This is a genomic window from Rhizobium sp. Root1220 (assembly GCF_001426265.1).
Taxonomy (GTDB): domain Bacteria; phylum Pseudomonadota; class Alphaproteobacteria; order Rhizobiales; family Rhizobiaceae; genus Rhizobium.
The window spans coordinates 104,666-122,927 of record NZ_LMDG01000034.1; the positions used below are offsets into that span (position 1 = coordinate 104,666).

The 18,262-nt window shown below is 60.7% G+C and carries 20 protein-coding genes and 3 pseudogenes; 8 read left to right on the forward strand and 15 right to left on the reverse strand.

Translation table 11 applies throughout. The features are described from left to right. Positions 1 to 39 precede the first annotated feature (39 nt). Positions 40 to 780: a 3-oxoacyl-ACP reductase family protein gene (locus tag ASC90_RS21865; RefSeq protein WP_056545233.1), complete on the forward strand. Its 741-nt coding sequence runs from the start codon at positions 40 to 42 to the stop codon at positions 778 to 780. A gap of 41 nt (positions 781 to 821) precedes the next feature. On the opposite strand, the gene ASC90_RS21870 is transcribed toward ASC90_RS21865, so the two are convergent. From ASC90_RS21870 to ASC90_RS21910, 12 genes and pseudogenes are all read right to left on the reverse strand, one after another. Further along, complete coding sequence (locus ASC90_RS21870) at positions 822 to 1,916, reverse strand: chemotaxis response regulator protein-glutamate methylesterase (RefSeq protein WP_056545235.1); 1,095 nt, start codon at positions 1,914 to 1,916, stop codon at positions 822 to 824. A gap of 11 nt (positions 1,917 to 1,927) precedes the next feature. Then, positions 1,928 to 2,782 (reverse strand): CheR family methyltransferase, encoded by an 855-nt coding sequence (locus ASC90_RS21875; protein ID WP_056545238.1) that lies wholly within the window; start codon positions 2,780 to 2,782, stop codon positions 1,928 to 1,930. A gap of 26 nt (positions 2,783 to 2,808) precedes the next feature. Then, positions 2,809 to 3,285: a chemotaxis protein CheW gene (locus ASC90_RS21880; protein ID WP_056545240.1), complete on the reverse strand. Its 477-nt coding sequence runs from the start codon at positions 3,283 to 3,285 to the stop codon at positions 2,809 to 2,811. Between the two features lies 1 nt (position 3,286). Beyond that, a partial coding sequence (locus ASC90_RS30100; protein ID WP_244480432.1) for a methyl-accepting chemotaxis protein occupies positions 3,287 to 3,982 on the reverse strand: 696 nt, incomplete at its 5' end. 1 nt (position 3,983) lies between these two features. Next, positions 3,984 to 5,065: pseudogene (locus tag ASC90_RS30105) on the reverse strand (methyl-accepting chemotaxis protein); the annotation flags it as partial. 207 nt (positions 5,066 to 5,272) lie between these two features. Beyond that, on the reverse strand, positions 5,273 to 5,987 hold a 715-nt coding region (locus ASC90_RS30110), incomplete at its 5' end, for a methyl-accepting chemotaxis protein (protein ID WP_244480433.1). 1 nt (position 5,988) lies between these two features. Further along, positions 5,989 to 6,221 (reverse strand): annotated as a pseudogene (locus ASC90_RS30115) (methyl-accepting chemotaxis protein); the annotation flags it as partial. 62 nt (positions 6,222 to 6,283) lie between these two features. After that, positions 6,284 to 7,249, reverse strand: a pseudogene (locus ASC90_RS30120) (HAMP domain-containing protein); the annotation flags it as partial. Positions 7,250 to 7,275: 26 nt separating this feature from the next. Further along, positions 7,276 to 7,779 carry a chemotaxis protein CheW gene (locus tag ASC90_RS21895; RefSeq protein WP_056545246.1) on the reverse strand — a complete coding sequence of 168 codons (504 nt, stop codon included), beginning with the start codon at positions 7,777 to 7,779 and terminating at the stop codon, positions 7,276 to 7,278. Continuing rightward, a complete protein-coding gene (locus ASC90_RS21900) occupies positions 7,776 to 9,833 on the reverse strand; it encodes a chemotaxis protein CheA (RefSeq protein WP_056545248.1) in 2,058 nt (685 codons plus the stop codon). Before ASC90_RS21900 ends, ASC90_RS21895 begins: the two co-directional genes overlap by 4 nt. Next, positions 9,830 to 10,198 carry a response regulator gene (locus ASC90_RS21905; RefSeq protein WP_056545250.1) on the reverse strand — a complete coding sequence of 123 codons (369 nt, stop codon included), beginning with the start codon at positions 10,196 to 10,198 and terminating at the stop codon, positions 9,830 to 9,832. Before ASC90_RS21905 ends, ASC90_RS21900 begins: the two co-directional genes overlap by 4 nt. Then, the gene (locus ASC90_RS21910) at positions 10,195 to 10,542 is read right to left on the reverse strand and encodes an STAS domain-containing protein (protein WP_056545252.1); all 348 of its coding nucleotides are present in this window, start codon (positions 10,540 to 10,542) and stop codon (positions 10,195 to 10,197) included. Before ASC90_RS21910 ends, ASC90_RS21905 begins: the two co-directional genes overlap by 4 nt. Positions 10,543 to 10,864: 322 nt before the next feature. Here ASC90_RS21910 and ASC90_RS21915 point away from each other — a divergent pair, with 322 nt between their 5' ends. Beyond that, entirely contained in the window at positions 10,865 to 12,598 is a 1,734-nt protein-coding gene (locus ASC90_RS21915) for a hypothetical protein (protein WP_056545255.1), read from the forward strand. On the opposite strand, the gene ASC90_RS21920 is transcribed toward ASC90_RS21915, so the two are convergent. Both ASC90_RS21920 and ASC90_RS21925 read right to left on the reverse strand, forming a co-directional pair. After that, positions 12,599 to 13,681 (reverse strand): tetratricopeptide repeat protein, encoded by a 1,083-nt coding sequence (locus tag ASC90_RS21920; protein ID WP_056545256.1) that lies wholly within the window; start codon positions 13,679 to 13,681, stop codon positions 12,599 to 12,601. 10 nt (positions 13,682 to 13,691) lie between these two features. Continuing rightward, positions 13,692 to 14,345 (reverse strand): thiamine phosphate synthase, encoded by a 654-nt coding sequence (locus tag ASC90_RS21925; RefSeq protein WP_056545259.1) that lies wholly within the window; start codon positions 14,343 to 14,345, stop codon positions 13,692 to 13,694. Between the two features lie 108 nt (positions 14,346 to 14,453). On the opposite strand from ASC90_RS21925, the gene ASC90_RS21930 reads away from it, so the two are divergent. Together ASC90_RS21930 and ASC90_RS21935 are read left to right on the forward strand one after the other, a co-directional pair. After that, entirely contained in the window at positions 14,454 to 15,218 is a 765-nt protein-coding gene (locus ASC90_RS21930) for a sulfite exporter TauE/SafE family protein (RefSeq protein WP_056545261.1), read from the forward strand. Between the two features lie 69 nt (positions 15,219 to 15,287). Beyond that, entirely contained in the window at positions 15,288 to 15,548 is a 261-nt protein-coding gene (locus ASC90_RS21935; RefSeq protein WP_056545263.1) for a metalloregulator ArsR/SmtB family transcription factor, read from the forward strand. Between the two features lie 153 nt (positions 15,549 to 15,701). Here the strand turns inward: ASC90_RS21935 and ASC90_RS28485 are convergent, their stop codons facing one another. After that, the gene (locus ASC90_RS28485; RefSeq protein WP_082520017.1) at positions 15,702 to 15,875 is read right to left on the reverse strand and encodes a DUF465 domain-containing protein; all 174 of its coding nucleotides are present in this window, start codon (positions 15,873 to 15,875) and stop codon (positions 15,702 to 15,704) included. Positions 15,876 to 16,104: 229 nt separating this feature from the next. On the opposite strand from ASC90_RS28485, the gene ASC90_RS21940 reads away from it, so the two are divergent. The 4 genes from ASC90_RS21940 to ykgO all read left to right on the forward strand — a co-directional run bounded on the left by ASC90_RS21940 (position 16,105) and on the right by ykgO (position 18,180). Beyond that, positions 16,105 to 16,308: a DUF465 domain-containing protein gene (locus ASC90_RS21940; RefSeq protein ID WP_056545264.1), complete on the forward strand. Its 204-nt coding sequence runs from the start codon at positions 16,105 to 16,107 to the stop codon at positions 16,306 to 16,308. A gap of 16 nt (positions 16,309 to 16,324) precedes the next feature. Beyond that, entirely contained in the window at positions 16,325 to 16,819 is a 495-nt protein-coding gene (gene purE / locus ASC90_RS21945) for a 5-(carboxyamino)imidazole ribonucleotide mutase (RefSeq protein ID WP_056545757.1), read from the forward strand. Beyond that, positions 16,816 to 17,892 carry a 5-(carboxyamino)imidazole ribonucleotide synthase gene (locus ASC90_RS21950; protein ID WP_056545266.1) on the forward strand — a complete coding sequence of 359 codons (1,077 nt, stop codon included), beginning with the start codon at positions 16,816 to 16,818 and terminating at the stop codon, positions 17,890 to 17,892. The genes purE and ASC90_RS21950 overlap by 4 nt, the downstream gene beginning before the upstream one ends. A 162-nt stretch (positions 17,893 to 18,054) precedes the next feature. Further along, complete coding sequence (gene ykgO, locus ASC90_RS21955; RefSeq protein WP_003566454.1) at positions 18,055 to 18,180, forward strand: type B 50S ribosomal protein L36; 126 nt, start codon at positions 18,055 to 18,057, stop codon at positions 18,178 to 18,180. Positions 18,181 to 18,262: the final 82 nt, after the last annotated feature.

Consider the following 18,262-nt stretch of genomic DNA (forward strand, 5'->3'; position numbering starts at 1 on the left):
TAATTCTAGACTAAACAATCCAAAATAAGGAAACTTGAAATGACCCAATCGCTTTCCGGCAAGGTCGCGCTCGTCACGGGCGGCTCTCGCGGCATCGGCGCTGCCATCGTTCGCAGGCTCGCAGCCGACGGCGCCGCCGTCGCCTTTACGTACTCGAACGCCGAAGACAAGGCGAATGAGATTGTCGCCGATATCGCTTCGAAGGGCGGCAAGGCGCTGGCAATCAAGGCTGACAGCGCCGATCCGAAGGCGGTGCAGGACGCCGTCGCGACCACTGTCGAGCGCTTCAAGGCGGTCGATATTCTCGTCAACAATGCGGGCATTCTGATCCGGAGCACGCTCGACGACTACGATCTAGGTGACTTTGATCGCATGTTCGCGGTCAATGTTCGAGCCGCCTTTGTCGGCACCCAGGCGGCGGCAAAGCACATGAAAGAAGGCGGCCGCATCATCAACATCGGCAGTGTCGTCGCCGACCGCAGCGCCTTCCCCACCGCGTCGGTCTACAGCATGACCAAGGGCGCCGTCGCCTCCATGACCCGGGGGCTTTCCCGCGATCTCGGCCCGCGTGGCATCACCGTCAACAATGTCCAGCCGGGGCCAACGTCAACCGACATGAATTCCGACAAAAGCTCGCATGAAATGCTTGCGCAACTGATCGCCCTTGGCCGGCTCGGCAAGGACACGGAAATCGCCAGTTTGGTCGCCTATCTCGCCGGCCCCGAAGCCTCCTTCATCACCGGCGCCAGCCTGACGATCGACGGCGGCTATCTCGCCTGAGATAGCCGCGCAAGCCGGTGGCGCTCGCGCCGCCGGCTCGTCTAGAACCTCTGCTGGGCCAGTAGGACTTCGCGGGCGATCTGTTCGAGCGGCAGGACGCGATCGACGCCGCCCTTGGCAATAGCCTCCTTCGGCATGCCGAAGACCACCGATGTCGCTTCGTCCTGCGCCACGGTATAGGCGCCGGCCTGGTGCATTTCGAGCATGCCCTTGGCGCCATCGTCGCCCATTCCGGTCATGATGATACCCATCGCGTTCGAACCGGCTGTGCGCGCCGCGGAGCGGAACAGTACGTCAACCGAGGGGCGATGACGCGAGACGAGCGGGCCGGTCTTCACCGACACCTGATAGCGTGCGCCCTGCCGCTCCAGCAGCATGTGGTGGTCGCCGGGCGCGATCAGCACATGCCCGCGCAACACGGGATCGCCGTCGACGGCTTCCTTCACTTCGACCGAGCAAAGGCTGTTCAGCCGCTTGGCGAAAGCAGCGGTAAACCGCTCCGGCATGTGCTGGACGATGACGATGCCCGGCGCATTCGCGGGCAACGCTTCGAGAAATTCCCGCAGCGCTTCCGTTCCGCCGGTGGAGGCACCGACGCAGACGACCATTTCGGTGGTCTTTGCCATCGCGCGGCCGGTAGGAGGCGGCAGCATGGCGTCGGCCGTCAGCTTTTGCGCCGGCGCATCCGCGCCTGAGCGAAGAGTGCTCGCCGCACGCCGGACATTGCCAAGTCGGGCATGCGAGGCGCTCTTGACGACTTCGCGGATGCGGACAGCGTCGTCGGCAAGACTGTCGGAGGCACCGATCTTCGACTTGAGGATAACGTCGACAGCACCTGCTTCCAGCGCTTGCAGCAGCGTTTCCGAGCCGGCTTCCGTCAGGGACGAACACATGACGACGGGGATCGGTCGCTGCAGCATAAGCTTGCGCAGGAAGGTGATTCCATCCATTCGCGGCATCTCGACGTCGAGCGTGATGACATCGGGAATCTCCTCCTGGATCTTCCGGGCCGCCATGTAAGGGTCAGTCGCGACCCCCATGATCTCGATATCCGGATCCTCCTGGAGTACACGGACGAGCGTCTGGCGTACGCTGGCGGAGTCGTCGATGATGAGGACGCGGATCTTTTTGCCCATGCAATCTGTCCCTAAATGCGCTGGAATACTGTGTTTGAAACCTGCTTCAGGGGCAGGTCGAAACCAGTGATCGATTCCGAATGACCGATGAACATGTAGCCCCCCTTCACCAGGCTGTTGCAGAGCCGGGTCAGCACAGCCGATTGCGTAGGTTTGTCGAAATAGATCAACACGTTGCGGCAGAAGATGATGTGCATCGGATCACCGACCGGGTATCGTTCATCCATCAGGTTCATCCGGGCAAAGCCGATCTTGCCGCGCAGCTGCGCCGAGATCCGCACTTCGCGCCGGCCCGGCTGCCTCGCGGTCATGACGTATTTGCGCAGCAAGTCTCGCGGGACGGGATGAACCAGTTCCTCGGCATAGATGCCGCGTTGCGCCGTGTTCAGCACATCGGTACTCAGGTCGGTTGCCAGGATGCTGTAACTGACGTCGCGGCGTCCTTCGGTGAACTCTTCAAGCACCATCGCCATGGTGTAGGGTTCGGCACCGGTCGAGCAGGCCGAACTCCAAGTGCGGATTTTCCGGATACCGCTGCCGGCGAGCGCTGGCAGCGCCACCTGCTGCATGTACTCGAAGTGCCGTGCCTCACGGAAGAAGTCCGTCTTGTTCGTCGTGACCGCGTCGATGAGATAGACCGCCTCGTCCTCAAGACCTTCGCCGTTGAAAAGGAAATTGCAATAGTCGTCGAACGTCGGATGGTTCGTTGCCCGCAGGCGCCGGCGCAACCGGCCCTCTAGCATCGTCAGTTTGGTTGGCGGCATCTTGATGCCGCTGTAGTCGTAGATGAAACCTGCAAGCTTGTCGAAATTGCGCTTGCTTATCCTGTCGCCCGACAACTGGGCTTCTGCGATGGCCACACTCATGAAACACGATACTCCGGATGATGCGTTTACGCAGCCGATTGCAAGGCCGACGCGTCCTCGCGCGACAGGAGCCGTGCGAGATCGACGATGACGACGAAGCCGCCCTCCCGGCGAACGACACCGGCGATATAGTCCGAGCGCCAGCGCACGCCGATATCAGGAGCAGCCTCGATCTGCTCGTCACGAAATGGCGTAACCTCGAAGACCCGGTCGGCGACGAGACCCAGTGTCAGCGTCCGGCTCTCCATCGGAATGTCGAGGACGAGCACCCGCGTATGCGATGTCGGGACCGTCTTCGACATGCCTAGCTTCAGCCGGAGATCGATGGTCGGCACCCCCTGGCCGCGCACGTCGCGCAGGCCAAGGAGATAATCGGGACCGTTCGGGATCTTGAAGGCTTCCGCGTAGTCGAGGATTTCCCGCACCACCTCCACCGGCACGGCGAAGATTTCGTCGCCGAGGCTGAACGTCACAAACTGTGCTTCGAGGGATGTCGTTGCCATATTATGCGCTTTCCTTGAAATCGGCGTCGCCGTCATCCGGGCCGCCCATGGACATGTCGAGTGCGAAGCCCTTGGCGCGCGCCTGCTGCCCGGAGACAGTATTGGCGGGAGCCTTGCCGATCGGCTTGCGAACGATAGCCAGCGCCGGGTTGCGAACGCTGACGCGGGCTGCCGGCACACGGCTCTGCCGGGACCCCGCCATGTCAACCTTGAAGAAGGCGATGGAGGTTTGCAGTTCCTCGGCCTGGCTGGCAAGCTCCTCGGACGTTGCCGACATCTCCTCGGATGCGCCGGCGTTCTGCTGGGTCACCTTGTCGAGCTGCTGGATCGCTTCGTTGATCTGGGCCGCCCCGATATCCTGCTCGCGGCAGGCGGCGCTGATTTCGGAAACCAGTTCCGCCGTCTTGCGGATATCCGGCACCAGACGGCCGAGCATGTCGCCGGCGTCGCTGGCAGCCTTCACGGTGTCGCTCGACATGGCACTGATTTCCGCTGCGGCCGACTGGCTGCGCTCGGCAAGCTTGCGCACTTCCGATGCAACGACCGCAAAGCCTTTGCCGTGCTCGCCGGCCCGTGCCGCCTCGACTGCGGCATTCAGAGCCAGAAGGTCCGTCTGGCGGGCGATTTCCTGAACGATGCCGATCTTCTCGGCAATCGTGCGCATGGCGTTGACCGCCCGGCTGACCGCTGCACCGCTNTCGGTCTGTGCCGCGTTGTCGGCGTTCTGCTTGATGTTGGCAGCCATCTCCTCCATCGAGGCGGATGCCTCTTCGGCGGAAGCCGCCTGCTCGGTGGCACCCTGGGAAACCTGCTCCGAACTGGCCGAAAGCTCCTGGCTGCCGGCCGAGACGTTTTCCGAGGCCGAAAGCGCATCCGCAACGACGCCGCGCAGACGCTCCACCATCTGCTCAAGCGCGATACCGAGCGTATCCTTGTCCGAGAGCGGCTTTGGCGAAATCGTCAGGTCGCCATTTGCGATCTGGTTGGCAATGCCGGCGGTCGCCCGGAGATTGTTCGTCATCGTCGTCATCGCGGTGACGAGGTCGCGGATTTCGTCATTGCTTTTGTGTTCGATTTGCTGATCGAGATCCCCGAGACTGACAGCATCCGCAAGGCCGACCGCGCGCTTCAGGCCACGCGAGATATTAAGCGAAATCCAGGTAGCGCAACCAAGCGAGAACACGATCAGGACGACGGTGATGGAAGTCAGCAGGAGGCGGGAGTTGGTGTACTCGACCTCGGCCGCCTCGTCCGTTTCATTGACATCGCTTGAAACGGTCTGCGTCATGTTCTCCATGACCTCGAGCGTCTTGTTCATGATATCGCGACCCTCACGCAGCGTGAGAGACGTCGCTTGCGCATCGGATTCGGCGGTATTCTGCACTGCTAGATCGGCAATACGCTTCTGGATCGGCGCGTATTGTTCATAAAGCATCCTGAACCGATCCGCCTGCGCGCGCACATCCGGGTCGGCGGAGGCCTCAAGCTTTGCGGTGTAACCTTCGATCTCAGTCTGGCGGCTGACCAGCGACTGGACGAAATCGGCGACCTCGCTCGGGTCCGAGTTGAGGATGGCGTTCTTTTCGGCTCGGACGGTACCGTTGAAGGAGTCGCTGAGCGCGACGACAGTCTTGAGGTCGTTAATCGGCTCTGCGACGAGCCGGCCAATCGCCGAATTCAGCGAGGCGAGGTCATAGATTGCAAGACCAGCCATCGATCCGCTGAGCAGGATGACGGCAGCAAAGACCAAAGACAGTTTTAGCTTGATTGTGAGACGCACAGGTAGACTCCAGGGACTACTAAATTTTTGGGGAAAATGAACTGGTGTCACCGCGATCAGCCTCCTGATCGGGCGGACGTTGCAATGAGGTAAAGAGCCTTACATCTACTCTTGCGTAGCGGATGGCAGTGCCAGCCACGCGTCCAACATCCACATGCGTTGGAAGGGAGCACGCGGCCAGTCACCTGACCGCGGCATGGTCATCGATCAGGCGCTTTCGCGGAACTCGTCGTCACCGGCATCAGGCCCGCCCATCGACATGTCGAGTGCGAAACCCTTGGCACGGGCCTGCTGCGCCGAAACCGAACGGCCGTTGAGATTGCCAGCGCTGAAGCCAGCGGACGGGCGCGGCGTTGGCGCATGCGCCTTGATCGCAACCGGCTTGCTGGCCGCAGGCTTCCTGGCGCTCACTTTCGATCCTGCCGTGTCGACCTTGAAGAAGGCGATGGAGGCCTGAAGCTCTTCTGCTTGAGCCGCAAGTTCTTCCGAGGTCGCCGACATCTCCTCGGATGCGCCGGCGTTCTGCTGGGTCACCTCGTCGAGCTGCTGGATCGCTTCGTTGATCTGGGCCGCCCCGATATCCTGCTCGCGGCAGGCGGCGCTGATTTCGGAAACCAGTTCCGCGGTCTTGCGGATGTCCGGCACCAGACGGCCGAGCATGTCGCCGGCGTCGCTGGCAGCCTTCACCGTGTCGCTCGACATGGCACTGATTTCCGCTGCGGCCGACTGGCTGCGCTCGGCAAGCTTGCGCACTTCCGATGCAACCACCGCAAAGCCCTTGCCGTGCTCGCCGGCCCGTGCTGCCTCGACAGCGGCATTCAGGGCCAGAAGGTCCGTCTGGCGGGCGATTTCCTGAACGATGCCGATCTTCTCGGCAATCGTGCGCATGGCGTTGACCGCCCGGCTGACCGCTGCACCGCTCNGCCAGAAGGTCCGTCTGGCGGGCGATTTCCTGAACGATGCCGATCTTCTCGGCAATCGTGCGCATGGCGTTGACCGCCCGGCTGACCGCTGCACCGCTCTCCTCGGCGTCCTTGGCGGACTGGCGGGCGATCTTCTCGGTCTGTGCCGCGTTGTCGGCGTTCTGCTTGATGTTGGCAGCCATCTCCTCCATCGAGGCGGATGCCTCTTCGGCGGAAGCCGCCTGCTCGGTGGCNTGAGTTCGTCTTCGGACCGCCCCATTTTTTCCAGTATCTTGGCGCGGATCCATTCGGCTGGCGCGATCTTCTCGGTCTGTGCCGCGTTGTCGGCGTTCTGCTTGATGTTGGCAGCCATCTCCTCCATCGAGGCGGATGCCTCTTCGGCGGAAGCCGCCTGCTCGGTGGCGCCCTGGGACACCTGCTCCGAACTGGCCGAAAGCTCCTGGCTGCCGGCCGAGACGTTTTCCGAGGCCGAAAGCGCATCCGCAACGACGCCGCGCAGACGCTCGATCATCAGGTTGACGTTGCCAAGCAATTCGCCGATCTCATCGCGATTGGTGATCTCGGTGGTCTTCGTCAGGTCGCCTTCGGCAACTTCGCGAACGACCTCATTGGCGCGTCGCAGTCCCTTGGAAATCGTCGTGGCGATCCAGAAAGCGGTGATTGCGGCGATAAGCGTGGCAATTACGGCCACGACGATCAACGTCAACCGCGTCGAAGCATATTGCTGTTCGGCGCTGTCATCTGCCGACTTCATCTTTGCCTTTTCCGTAGCGAGCGTTTTTTCGAGCTCGTCGTCCAGCTGCCGTGCGAGCTGGCGGGCATCGCCGACGGACACGGCCGTCGCGCCATCCCTGTCGCCCGCCTCCAACCGCTGCCGGATCTGTTCGTCGGCGGCGATGAACTTCTTGGACATTGCATCGATTTCGACCCAGTGCGCGCGATCATCCGCTTCGGCGAGGGCGATTATCGACGTCAAGGCAGTGTTCATTTCCTCGCGGGCAGTATCCCCGTTGGCAATCGCACCCTTCTTTTCATTCTCGTCCGTGGCGGCAACGAGGTTCTTCTGCTGACGGATGATTTCCAGTTCGGCAATGTTGATGGCCTGCGTGAGTTCCAAACGGGCGACCGGCCCGGTGAGCAAGCCGCCGAGCGTGTCGTTGATCTTGCCCAGACTCAGGATGCCGTAGGCAGCAGTGCCAACAAGCATGAGGATGATGAAGGCGAACGCCGTCACCAGTTTTGTCTTGATCGTCAATCGCATCTCTAACCCCTTAGATGACCGTGTGCCTAGCTGGCCGCGCCCGATGTGTCGTGTCGTGATGAAAAGATTGCCTGCAGGTTGGGAAGGATGATGAACTCGCCCCCGCGCTTGACCAGACAGTTGATGTAGTCCGGACGCCAGCGCATACCGACGCTCGGTGGCGGCTCGCTTGCGGCTCTGGCAAGCGTCGTCACCTCGTTGACCTTGTCCGTCCGCAAGCCGACCAGCGTCGCCTCGTTCTCGATGTGGATCTCGATCACGATGATGCGGCTGTCGATCGTCGCTTCCGTCCCCTCCATGCCGAAGGCGAGACGAAGATCGGCAAGCGGAATGACCTTGCCGCGAAAATTGATGACGCTGGCGACAAAGGGCTGCGCTCCGGGCACCGCCGTCTCCGGCAACAGGTCGAGGATTTCCTGGACGATCACGGCTTCCAGCGCGAAGGTCTCGCCGTTCATGTCGAAGGTCAGGACTTCGACTTCGTCGGCGTAGGCCCAGTGATGATCGATCATTTCCGCCACCGCGCTCATCCTGCCACCCGCATCTGTGCTTCCTGTTGCTGACCGGCGACCACCAGATGACCGACATCGAGAATGAGGGCGACGCTGCCATCGCCGAGAATGGTGGCGCCAGAGAAGGTCGCCACGTCGTTGTGCAGCTTCGACATCGACTTGATCACAGTCTGGTGGTCACCGATGATCTGGTCGACGACGAGGCCGACGCGTTCCGTGCCGGTCGAGATGACAACGACCTTCTGGTGTACATCCGGCTTGGTGCCTGTGCGGAACAAATCGCGCAGACGCAGGAAGGGAACGAGGCTGTCGCGCAGTGAAATGAAGCTGCGGCCACGCGAGCGCAGATCCTCCTCCAGCGACAGTTCCAGGCATTCCTCGACCGCCGAGAGCGGTATCACGTAGCGGCCGGAGCCGACGCGCACGAGCAAACCGTCGATGATGGCAAGCGTCAGCGGAATGCGCAGAGAGACTTCCGACCCCTCCCCCGGAATGCTCTCGATATCGATGGCGCCGCGCAGTGCCTCCACCGTCTTCTTCACAACGTCCATGCCGACACCGCGGCCGGAGAGGTTGGTGATGGCCGCGGCCGTCGAGAAGCCCGGCGCGAAAATCAACTGCAGCAGCTCGGAGTCCGTCAGCAGCTGGCCGGGGGCAATGAGGCCGGAGGATTCCGCCTTCGCCCTGACCCGCTCGCGGTTGATGCCGCGGCCGTCATCCCTGATGGAGATGATAACCTCGCCGCCGGCCTGACGTGCCGAGAGCGTCACCGTCCCGGCTGCGGCCTTGCCTGCGGACAGGCGATCTTCCGGCGTTTCCAGGCCGTGGTCGATCGAATTGCGCACCAGGTGCACCAGAGGGTCGGCGAGCCGTTCGATAACTGTCTTGTCGACCTCGGTACTTTCGCCTTCCGTCACCAGCTCTATGACCTTGCCTGTCTCGCGGGCGAGATCGTGGACAAGGCGACGGAAACGGGAGAATAGGGTCGCGACGGGCACCATGCGCAGCACCATCATCGTGTCGCGCAGCTCGCCGGATAAGCGCTCGATCTCTTCGGAAACCGACCGAAGCGCGATATCGGTGCTGGCGCTCGCAAGCTGGCTGAGGCGCGATTGCGCGATGACCAGCTCGCCGACGCGATCCATGAGCTCGTCCAGACGTTCGGCCGGGACGCGGACGTTCTCGGCGGCCTTGGCCTGACGCTCGGGCTGAGCGACCGTGGTTTCGCGCTTGACCGGAACAGCTTCCACCGGCCTGAATTCGGAAGAGACGATAGGCTGCGGAGCGGCAACGGCCGGCAACACGGCAACAGTCGCGGAAGCAATATCCTCCGACGTCGGGCTGATCGGGCCCACCGGCGCCGGAATTTCCTGCACATCCAGCTCCATGTCGTCCATGACGAAAATGAAGACATCGTCGATTGCCGAGCGATCCTGATCGCTGGTCAGCACGACCTCCCAGCTGACATAGAGTTCTGTTGGAATGAATTCGCCGAGTGGCGGAATGGCGGCTGTGTTTGCCCTTACGGTGCATTCGCCGAGGTCGCGCAACTCGTCGAGGAGACCGAGCGGATTGGTGCCGTTCGCCATCGCGTTGGACGGGAGGCTGAAGCGGATGCGCCAGGTCGTCGTCTGCCGTGCCGGAGCACCCAGCGGACCTGATGCGGCGATAGCCGGGATCGCCTGATTGGTGGAAGCCTTCTCGCCAACGGCCGCCTGCAGCTGCGCCAGCAGCTTCTGCCCAGTATCGCCATGGTCGGCGTCGGGCTGGTCGACGAGTGCCCGCATGTGGTCCTGTGCGGCGAGAACCGCCGCAACCAGCTCCGCCGTCGCCGGCACCTCGCCTTTTCGGACGCGATCGAAGGCTGTCTCGCAATGGTGAGTAAACGCGGCCAGCGCGTCGAAACCGAACATCGAGCCGGAGCCCTTCAGCGTATGCAGGCCACGGAAGACGGCATCGACCAGGTTCTTGTCATCAAGCCGGTGGGTCAGGTCGAGCAGGCCGGCTTCGATGGCTTCAAGGCACTCCGCGGCCTCCATGCGAAAGACCGCAACAGGGTCCAGCGTGTTCATTTGCCGAGCACCTTCCTGATGATCTTGACCAGATTTTCCGGGTCGAATGGCTTGGTCAGCCAGCCGGTAGCGCCGGCGGCCTTTGCGCGCGCCTTGAGATCGGCATCAGATTCGGTGGTGAGGAAGATGATGGGTACGCCTGTATGCGTCGGAAGCTTGCGCAGTTCCTCGATCATCGTGAGCCCATCCATGACAGGCATGTTGAGATCGGTGACGATGAGATCGAAATGCGCCGCCTTGGCTGCCGCGAGACCCTCGGCGCCATTAACGGCTTCGGTAACAGAGTAGCCCGCGTTGGTCAGCGTGACCTTCGTCGTCAGGCGAATACTCGCGGAATCATCGACAGTCAGAATGCTTGCGCTCACAGTGTCACCTCTTTATGCAACCAGAATTTTGCGTCGTCAGGATTGAACGCCGCGAGAAAGCCCGCACGATCGAGTACCTTCAGCAGATGCCCGCTTGCGGCGGACGCAAGCGCAATCGGCTTGCCGTGCTTTTTGGCCTGGCGACGCGCAGCCTCGATGAGCTGAATGAAGCTCAGATCCGCTTCGGCGCGCTCCGAGATCTCAATGACAAGCCCGTCTTTGTTTTGAATAGCGTCAGAAATACTGGAGTATATATCCAATATATTCCTAATAATCATAACATCAGGAAGAAATATAGAATAGCTATATTGGCCAACCGCACTCAACTCGGTCTCCTTACGCATAGAAATACTTTCAATTTGGCAAGGATTCTCACAGCAGGCTTAACAGCGAGTAAAGCTTGGTTGTACCGACATGCAATTACCGCGAGTCTGGACTCCCTGAATTCTTACCCGACAGAAGTTATAGACTACGTCGCCATTACGCAAAAAAACTGTTATATAACAATAGTTTATCCATAGCACTCAAAGAATAGCGCAGCTGACGCGCGTTATTTTCACGCTCCATTAATCACAACGCAGACGAGTCTGCGGCGTTTACCCAGCATTTCCATACCACCCGTAAAGATAGCGCCGAAATTGCCAATGTTATAAGTAAGGAAGTAACGTGACAAACGGGGCGACATCGGCACTAACCGCATTTCGGGCTTCCGGCTCGGCCATCAGCCAGACATTGGAGTCGGCCAGAATCCAAGTCGAGGAACGCTTCCTCGAGGGCGGCACGGTGCTGCTCTCGGTCATGGATGTGCTCAACCGCCTGTTGAACTCCCTGGACAGCATCACCAAGGCGCTGGACTCCAACGAGGCGAGCGACACAGGTGCCGACCTGCGTTCGACGGTCAACAGCCTCACTGGGCTGCCGAGTGCGGAAAAGGAGCGCCAGGAAGCTCTGACCTCTCTTGCCGCGACCGGCCACTCGCTGCGCAAACATGTCTCCGACATGCAGGAGACGATGCGCTATCTGCGCACATTTGCAGTCACTGTGAAGATCACCGGAGCCGGATTACCGGAGTTCGCCGGCTTTGCCCAGGAGATTCTCGAGCGCATCTATTCCGGCACTGGCGACGTCAACGGGTTTGCCGCCCACCTCGACAGGCTGGAAAAAGAGGTGAAGACGGCACTGGCTTTCGGCGCAACCGTTTCGAAAAGCTACTCCGAGACGGTACCCGAAGTGACGAAAGCCCTGCAGGAGGACGCCGGCAAGATTGCCGCCCACCGCCAGCACCTCGCCGTTGTTGCCCGTGATGTGTCCGCCACCGCCCGCGGCATTCAGAGCAAGGTTGCCTCGACTCTTTCGGCTCTGCAGATCGGTGATATCACCCGCCAGCGCATCGAACACGTGCAGGCCACCTTTGCGCTGCTGGAGGAATTCCTGTCCGGAGAGGAAGGGCGCAAACTGGACACCGATGCGCGCAACCGGCTGGAGAACATCATCCATCATCTGACCGCTGCGCAGATGAACGACATCTGCAGGGATTTTCAGCGCGACTCGCAGAATGTCGTCAAGACGATCGCCAGCTTTGGCAATGACACCCGGGAGATCATGCGGCTTCGTGACCAGATGGGCAGCGGTGGCGAAGGGAACTTCATGCGTGCACTGGAATCAAGTGTTTCCGCCGCCCACGAGATCGTCAAGCAGGTGGACACCGCAACTCAGCAGGCAGACCAGGTCGGCCGCTCCACCCTTGGCACCGCCGCCACTCTTCTGGAAGCGATCGGCAATATCCGCGCCGTCAAGACCGACATTCACTACATGGCACTGAATACCAACCTGCGCTGCAGCCGCCTGGGAGAAGCAGGCAGATCGATCAATGTCGTCACGGCGGAATTGCGCATCTTCGCCGGCAAACTGGACGAATCCGCCGATGCGATCGTCGACGGCCTGCCGGCGCTGGAAGCCGCAGCCGCCAACGTTGCCCCTACAGCCGAAGGAGGCGCCAGCGGTCTCGCCGAAAACCTCACCTCGGCGGTCGGCAACATCCGTTCCGCCGCCGACACGATGGAGGGGGAACTCAAGGTGCTGTCCGAGCACGGCCGCGAAATCGCCGGCAAGATCGACTTGCTGACCGGGAAGCTCGATTTTCAGCGCGATCTAGGGGATGTACTTGCGCGCTGCGCCGACGTGCTTGAAGATATCGCCGGTGCCGAAATCGCCGACATATCGAACCTTGCCGAGATTGTTGCGCCGCTTGATCACAGGATCTTCAAGCTCTACACCATGGTGCAGGAGCGCAATGTCCACCGGGATATCATTCCCTCAACTGGCGAACCCGCTGCACCGGCAGCCGCGGCCACTGCTGCCGCCGAAGAGGAAGATCTCTTCGCAGACGCGCTTTTTTGACTACGGCAGACGACGGAACTTGTTGGCGGCAACGATTGCCGCCCGTTGCTGATCGTCCTCGATACCAAGATAGAAATCCTCCAGCGCCGGGTCCGGCAGGCCGGCGCGACGCGAGAGGACGTACCATTTGGCCGCCTCGATCGGATCGGGCTTCGTCCCGAGCGCATTTATGTAGAGATGCGCCAGCTTGTTCTGGGCGACAACGTTGCCCCGGTTGGCGGCAAGCCTCAGCCACTCGAAGCCTTTGACGAAATCACGCGGGCCATTGGTGCCGTTGACCAGCCAGACGCCCAGATCGACCTGCGCCGTATCGTAGCCGGCGTGCGCGGCGCGGGCCATCCATTCGCGGGCCAGCAGTTTCTTTTCCTGCGGCAGGTCGGCGGCGACGGAATAAATCTCGGCGACGGCGTACTGCGCGTCGGCAATGCCTTGTTCGGCGGATTTTTCATAATAAGGCAAGGCGAGCATCAAACCCTTTTCGCCTGGGTTATCGGCCGTCAGGATCTGCCCCCAGTTGAATTGGGCCGATGAGTTTCCGCCGTCGGCCGCCTTGTGCATATATGCGTCGGCCTTGGCTTTGTCGCGTTTGACAAACCTTCCCTCGATCAGCATCAGCGAATATTTGAACATGGCGGCCGCATCGCCGCCTTCCGCTGCCTTGCCGTACCAGAAGGCAGCGGTTTTCATGTCGCGTTTGACGCCGAGACCATCGGCAAGGAGTTCCGCAACGAGGGTCTGGGCAGCGGGATCGCCAAGCTGCGCGCGTGGCAATGCCTTGTCCATCGCCGTCAGGTAGTAGCCGCGCTGATAAGCGCCGTAGGCCTCGTCGACGGGTCCCTTGTATTCCTTTTCCGGCGGCAGATCAGGCAGCTTCGCACCCATTCTGTCAAAGACGCCGACGCCGGTAGACGGGGTCGTGCCCTCAGCCTGCGGGCGCGCGGTCTTCAATTGCTCCGGTGCGCCCGCAAGCGGGCGCGTCACCACATTGTCTACCGCCTGCGCCAACACGACAGGGGCCATCGCCACCACGGAAGCGGCGGCAAAAATGGCAAAAAGCGGAAAATGGCGGGTCACGATCGGCATGGCCGGGATATCAACCCTCAAACCGTGGCGCTTTTTCGTCCAAAAGTGCGTTGACCTGCGCGACAATCGACGCCGCCTGAGCGGGCTCCGCGAAAACCGCGAGATGCAGCGCGACGAACTCGGCGCCGGTCTCGGCAACCGCTAGAGCCGAAAAAGGATCGGTGCCGCCCATGACGATGCATGGGATCTCGATCATCGACGCCCACCATTCTGCGAGCGCCAGGTTCTTCGGATGTGCGTCCGGCTTGATGTCTCCGCCAAGTTTGCCGAAGAAAATATAGTCCGGCCGCTCTTCGCCGATTTCCAGGGCATGGTGCCTGTCGGCAGCATTGCCGCCGCCGACGATCAGCTTGTCGGCGTATTTATCGATCGCTTCGGAGATTTCCGTTGCCGGCCCGGTCAGATGCAGGCCATCGGCTTTCGTGCGACCGACCACCCGGCTGTCGCCCGCAAGAAGCGCCGCAGCGCCGGCATCCTGAATAATCGGAACCAGCCTCTCGGCATGCTTCTGGAACTCACCGTCGTTCAGCGCGTATTGCGGGACGATCACCGATGCCACGTCGCCGCCTTTCAAGGCGTCGCCGACGATCCTTGCCTGCTCGTCGGCATCGGCAATATCGGGAACGATCAAAACTAGGCGGCAGCGATTTTCGGGTTCGGTCATGAACACTTTCCATTTGCAGCGGTTTTCGCCGTTTCCGGCACCATCCGCACTCGTCTTGAGTGAGTAATTCCGTTAGACGGGGCTGGCAAGGGGAGGACTTCCAAAAGCATGCCAATGGACCCGTCATTTTACTACGCCGCCATTCCTGCAGTTATTCTGGTCGGATTGGCGAAAGGCGGGATGGGCGACGCATTGTCCTTGATGGGGCTGCCTTTCCTTGCCCTGGTCGTCTCGCCAGTCCAGGCGGCTGCCATCCTGCTACCGATCCTCGTCTTCATGGATATGATCTCGCTCCTCATCTGGCGCCGACACGGAAACTGGACGACGCTGAAAATCATGCTGCCGGGCGCTCTCTTCGGCATCGCTGTCGGCTGGGCGACCTCGGCACTCGTACCCGGCAACGTCCTTCGCGTCGTCATCGGTGTCGTCACGGTTCTCTTCTGTCTGCGCTATTTCTGGAGCAATTTCGGCCCGGGCGCGGGAACGGCAACGCCACCGCGCGGCCAGCGGCCGCTTCGAGCCACAATGTGGGGAAGCCTTTCCGGCTACGGCAGCTTTGTTGCCCACGCCGGCGGCGCCCCCTTCCAGATCTATGCGTTGCCGCTGCAGATGCAGCCGCGGGAATACACCGGAACGAGCGTACGCTTCTTCGCCGTCCTCAACGCCGTCAAGCTGGTCCCCTATTTCGCGCTCGGACAACTCGACACGCAGAACCTCGCCACCTCTGCGACGCTCCTGCCATTTGCGCCGCTCGCGACACTTGCAGGTGCATGGTGCGTGCGCCGCATGAAGCCCGTGATCTTCTATCCGTTCATGTACGCGATGGCGCTTGTTGCCGCCGTTCTTATCGCCCGTGAAGGCTTTGGCTTCTAAGTCGTTTGCGGCTTCGTTGCGCTGCACAATTTTCTTGCCGGAATGCTTCGTTTGACGTAGCTTTTCCGCATGTCGAACGTGGACCCCTTCACCGCCATAGCCGACCCGCACCGGCGCTTCCTGCTGGAAGAATTGCGACGCGCGCCGAAGACCGTAAATCAGCTCGCCGAAGGCCTTCCGATCAGCCGTCCCGCCGTTTCGCAACATCTCAAGGCCCTGCTTGATTGCAATCTGGTCTCGGTGACCGCAGATGGCACGAGGCGGATCTACGCGGTCAACAATCGCGGTTTTGACGGCTTGAATATCTGGCTCGACCAGTTCTGGGCCTAACCCATCTCACGATTAAAACGCACCGGCCGGGACTTTTTCGTCACGGCCGGCGCACAATTCCATCAACAAGCACTGGTCTTGTTAAACTATTGTTTATCTTGGATTTTTATTCCTTTTGTCGCCCAAGCCTCGCTTGGCGATCGGTTCATCCTGTCAATGGACAGATGACCTGAGACGCTCAATCTCGTCTTTGATGCGCAGTTTCCTGCGTTTGCATTCGGCCACTTCGTTATCGTCTCTGGAGGGGGATACCATCAGCGAGTGCAACTCCTCCTCTAGAGCAACATGCTTTTTCTGGAGTGACTCAAGATGAGCTTGAACAGTCATTTGACCCTTCCTTCCGCTTGCCTCTCTCCGGCCAACACCGCCGGAGATCCAAGGCGTCAACCCTCCAACTGTGACATATTTTTGAAGGCTTGTCGAAGGCGAAAACAAGGAGACTACGTGGCAAATTCATGGTCGACGGCAACTAGCAGTTACCGCTATTTGGTGATAGGAGCTTGCAAAAATTATCGGCAGACCGGACTGGGTCCGAAGACGATCGTGGGGAATGCATATGCCGGATCAGGAACAGGCTGAAGTCAGGCTCATCGCGGCGCGCCTGCGTCAGGAGCATGAGGACTACGACGTGGCAATCAACGCGATGATTGCCAACGGGTGCGATGCACTCCGCATCCAACGCATGAAAAAGAAGAAGCTGGTTATCAAGGATAAGCTGACAAAGCTCGAGGACCAGATCATCCCCGATATCATCGCCTGAGGAACTTGTCGTGACGATGACAGACCGACCGCCCGTTGCCATCATCATGGGAAGCCAGTCCGACTGGGAGACCATGAAGAACGCCGCCGATACCCTCGAGGCGCTGGAAATTCCCTACGACGCGCGCATCATTTCGGCGCACCGCACGCCCGATCGCCTAGTGAATTTCGCCAAGACTGCACGCGATGAAGGCTTCAAGGTCATCATTGCCGGCGCTGGCGGCGCGGCCCATCTGCCGGGTATGGCGGCAGCTATGACGCCACTTCCCGTCTTCGGCGTTCCGGTCCAATCGAAGGCGTTGTCCGGCCAGGACAGCCTTCTGTCCATCGTTCAGATGCCGGGTGGTATTCCGGTCGGCACATTGGCGATCGGCAAGGCCGGTGCCATCAACGCTGCGCTGCTAGCCGCCGCCGTTCTCGCCTTGTCGGATGAAGAGATCGCCGACCGTCTTGACGAGTGGCGCGAGCGGCAAACCATCTCAGTCGCCGAGTATCCGATGGACGACCTATGACCGTAGCAACGATCGGCATTATCGGCGGAGGTCAACTGGGCCGCATGCTGGCCATGGCTGCCGCGCGGCTGAACTTCCGGACCATCGTCCTGGAGCCACAGCCCGACTGTCCGGCAGCCCAGGTCGCCAGCGTTCAGATTACCGCCGGCTATGATGACCCGGCGGCTCTTGCCGAACTCGCGGCGTCTTGCGATGTCGTCACTTACGAATTCGAGAACGTACCCGTATCCGCAGCCGCAGGCTTGACCAGGAACGTCGCGGTTTATCCCCCGCCGGAAGCACTTGAAGCAGCGCAGGATCGGCTGGTCGAAAAACGCTTCATCAATGATTGCGGAATCCCGACCGCCAGATTCCATGCAGTCGACAGTCAGGCCGATCTCGAAGCCGCGCTGGATGATTTCGGCGGTCAGGGCGTTTTGAAGACGCGCCGTCTCGGCTATGACGGAAAGGGGCAGAAGGTCTTCCGGTCGACCGCCGACAACCGGGCTGGCGTCTATACCGAGCTCGGAGGCGTGCCGATGATCCTAGAGAGCTTCGTCGCCTTCGACAGGGAGATATCGATCATTGCCGCGCGCGGCACCGATGGCGCCATCGCCTGCTACGATCCGGCCGAAAATGTGCATCGCAACGGCATTCTCCACACCTCGACGGTACCGGCCTCGATTACCAGTGCAACGGCTGCTGACGCCCGCAAGTCGGCCGAGAAAATCCTCGCGACGCTCGGCTATGTCGGCGTCGTCGGTATCGAATTCTTCGTGCTGCCCGACGGCAGCCTGATCGCCAATGAAATGGCGCCGCGCGTCCATAATTCCGGTCACTGGACGGAGGCCGCCTGCGTCATTTCCCAGTTCGAGCAGCACATACGCGCCGTCTCCGGCCTACCGCTGGGCAATGTCGATCGCCACTCAGACTGCGTGATGCAGAACCTTATCGGCGACGATATCCTGGTGCTGCCGGAATGGCTGAAGCGCCGCGATACACTCGTTCACCTCTATGGAAAGACGGAATCCCGGCCCGGGAGAAAGATGGGGCACGTTACGACGCTGACAGCAAAATCGCCCGTTTTCCCCTGACAAAACCCGGCTCTGCCACGGGAAAAACACCTTCATGTGGTTGACACAGGAAAGTGGCCGGGTTATCTGCACGCCCAACCTAAGAGCGCGCCCTGAGCGCGCTTTTGAATGTAAAAAGATACGGGCGAATGTGAATTCCCCCAAACATCGCGGATCAAAACAATGAAGATCAAGAATTCGCTCAAGTCGCTCAAGGCTCGTCACCGTGACAACCGCCTGGTTCGCCGCAAGGGCCGCATCTACATCATCAACAAGCTGAACCCACGCTTCAAGGCTCGTCAGGGCTGATATCGCGAGGCCGGATGTCTCGGCAGCGTTTTCGCGCCTGAGATGCTCGGGGGATTGCTGAACTGATTCCGTTAAATTGCTT